Genomic DNA, 2,981 nt, shown 5'->3' with positions numbered 1-2,981 from the left:
TGAGCAAGCGGCAGGATCCCTCCGTGCCAATGATGATGAGACACTCCGCATCGCTCTCGAGTCACAGGGCGTCCAGGAGAGTCCGTCATGGCCGAAGATCCCTCGAATCGAACCGATTCCGCACCGTCGGGTCCATCGAAGCGCCGCACCCGCCGGCACTTCAGCGACAAGGAGAAGCTCCGCATTCTGGATGCGGCTGACCGCGTCAGGGAGCCGGGGGAGCTGGGTCTGCTGCTTCGCAAGGAAGGCATCTACTCCTCGCACCTGGCCTGCTGGCGACGCTGGCGGCGTCGCGCGTACCCCGAGCATGAGCAGTCGAAGAAGCCGCCGACGGACAGCCAGCAGCGGCATGAGAATGCACGCCTCGAGCGTGAGAATGCTCGCCTGCGCCTGAAGCTCGAGCACGCCGAGAAGCTGCTCGCGCTTCAAAAGAAGCTGGCCGACCTGATGGAGGCGACCGCGGAGACGGAATCGAAGAACGGCGGCGGGCCCGGGGGCGGAGGGAACTGGGAATGACGCTCGTCGACGAACATCATCACGAGATCGCCGTGAAGCCGGCATGCGAAGCGGTCGGAGTCTCCCGCGCCACCTGGTATCGACGGCGGGCACGGGCGGTTGAGTGCGCACATGCCGTCCGCGCGCCGGTGTCGGACGAGATCATCTCCGCACGGGCGCGTCGGTCGCATCCGCGTCGCATTCCCGATGAGGAACGCCACCGAATCCTGGGCGTGCTCTGCGAGGAACGCTTCATGGATCAGACGCCGCGAGGGGCCTTCGCGGCGCTGCTCTCCGAAGGCACCTACCTCTGCTCGGTCCGCTCGATGTATCGAATCCTCGGTGAGAACAAGGCCGTGCGCGAGCGACGCCCGCTGCGATCGCACGAGCGCGCGCCGGTGCCTCGCCTGGTCGCGCGGGCACCGAATCAGGTCTGGACCTGGGACATCACGAAGCTGCCGGGCGCCTTCGGCGGCTGGTACAGCCTGTATGTGATCCTCGACCTCTTCAGCCGCTTCGTGGTGGGCTGGCGACTCGCACAGTCGGAGTCGGGCCTGCTGGCGGCCAGGCTCGTCGAGGAGACGGCCGTGCGTCACGGAGCCGAGCGTGGCACGCTCATCGTGCACTCGGATCGCGGCGCGCCGATGACCTCGAAACCGCTCTCGGCGATGCTGGCCGAACTCGGCTTCGAGCGATCACATGCTCGGCCACGCACGAGCAACGACAACGCCTTCTCCGAGAGCCAGTTCAAGACGATCAAGCACGGCCCGATGTGGCCGAGCGAGGCGATGAGCTTCGACCAGTGGAACGCGTGGTGCGTCGAACTCTTCGACTGGTACAACCGCAGGCACCACCACGAAGGCATCGGCCACTTCACGCCGGCGCAGGTCTTCTCCGGCGAACATCGAAGCTTGCTCCTCGTGCGTCAGCGCGCGCTTGATGCGGCGTACGCGCGGAACCCGGAACGCTTCGTGAACGGTCGGCCGCTGGCCCGCGCCGCGCCCACAGAAGTCTGGATCAACCGGCCCCCGAGCCCTTCTGGGGGAAGCCCAGGTGCGGGGCCGGCGACTGAGGCCCCGAAGGAACTCGCCGCAACCCCTGAACCGCTCGATTTCGTCAACTCATGAACCCACAAAGTGTCTCAAAGGCATTGACACGGTCCGGGAGCTTCGGTCGGAGCGGAGAAGACGAACTCCGATCGCGCGTTCCGCTCGGCCATCGTGAGACGGTTCAGGCCGTCATAGGAGTAGCGGTGGTTCATCGGCCAAGCATTGCCCTGCCTCAGATCATAGGCGGAGGTGCGGTTTCCGTTGAGGTCGTAGCCGTACTCGAGGGCCACGATCTCTGGCTTGGTCGGGTAGTAGGCGCCACCCAGGCCGCTGCTGATCCACTGCGTATCGAGGGCGCCATCGGCCCAGATCTGGAGCGCCAATCGGCCGAAGCGGTCGAAGCCTGGGTAGTAGCCCGCGACCTGATCCGTTTGGCCGGCCGATCGGCGCTTGCCGTTGAGCGACAGCGTACGGTCGAGTTGAACATCGGGCGGCGCGTAGTCCACGACGACGGGCGTGCCGCGGCCGAGGTAGCTGTAGATCGCAAGATCCACCTGGCTTGAGGACGAGACATTCGTCCGCAGCCGATGAACCCGAGAGATGATGTCGTCGATCGGTGCAGAGCCGCCGGATCCTCCGCTCGGCGCGTAGCTGTAGTCGAGCGCCTCCGCGGTAACGCCGGAGGAGTTCGCGCGGTGCGGATAGGCCAGCGATGACACGCGGCTGTAGTTGCCCCCGGCGCCGGTGCCCGTCGCCGCCGATGCACTGTAGCTGTATGCAACCAGGCGAGTATCGCCTTTCGGAGCCCCGAATCCGTCGTAGCTCACGGCACCCTTCGAATGCTGGTAGATCTTCTCGATCTGCCACAGCGGCGTGTACTTGAACTCCACCTCGTTGCGGGTGACCGGCGTCGTGCCATCTTTGAGGCCGGTGACCCTGCTCAGGCGTCCGGCCGAGTCGAAGGCTACATCGACTCGGTCCATGTACGTGTCGAGCGTGGACGAGGAAGTCAGGGCGAGGTCCTTCGTCACCCTACCGGACTTGTCTCGCGTGTAGCTGTGGATCGTGTCGTTCTGGTCGAGGAGCTGCGTGATCTCGCCAAGACGGTTGTAGCCGTAGAAAACCGTACGAGCCGCATCGCTCGAGCCGCCGCTGCCGGTGGGATACTTGGCCGAGAGCAAAAGATCATTCGAGGTGATGGCGGACTGCACCGAGTAAGTGCCGCCGACGCCGGCGCTCGATGTCGAGACCCCATAAGCGTATTCGGTGACCTGGTCACCCGTAACGGAGTTGTGGGCAACCAGCTTCAGCAGGCTGCCGTTCCCGTTGTAGACGAAGGTCGTCACGCGATCGACGTCGTTTCCCGAATTGACGCCCGTAACCGTACAGAGCTCGTCCGTGTCGTTCCAGGAGACGGACACACTCGAGTTCGCATCG

Annotated in this window: 3 protein-coding genes; 2 read left to right on the top strand and 1 reads right to left on the bottom strand. The window is 65.0% G+C overall.

What is annotated here, in order from left to right:
• Positions 1-87: 87 nt before the first annotated feature.
• Positions 88-516 (top strand): hypothetical protein, encoded by a 429-nt coding sequence (locus tag KF724_13850; GenBank protein MBX3356772.1) that lies wholly within the window; start codon positions 88-90, stop codon positions 514-516.
• Complete coding sequence (locus tag KF724_13845) at positions 513-1,622, top strand: IS3 family transposase (protein MBX3356771.1); 1,110 nt, start codon at positions 513-515, stop codon at positions 1,620-1,622. Before KF724_13850 ends, KF724_13845 begins: the two co-directional genes overlap by 4 nt.
• Before the next feature lie 14 nt (positions 1,623-1,636).
• On the opposite strand, the gene KF724_13840 is transcribed toward KF724_13845, so the two are convergent.
• Positions 1,637-2,981 (bottom strand): hypothetical protein (locus KF724_13840; GenBank protein MBX3356770.1); only part of this gene is annotated, 1,345 nt, incomplete at its 5' end.

The organism is Phycisphaeraceae bacterium (assembly GCA_019636735.1).
Classification (GTDB): Bacteria; Planctomycetota; Phycisphaerae; order Phycisphaerales; family SM1A02; genus VGXK01.
Note: the sequence above shows the minus strand (reverse complement) of the source record. Positions and strands in the feature narration are given on the sequence as shown.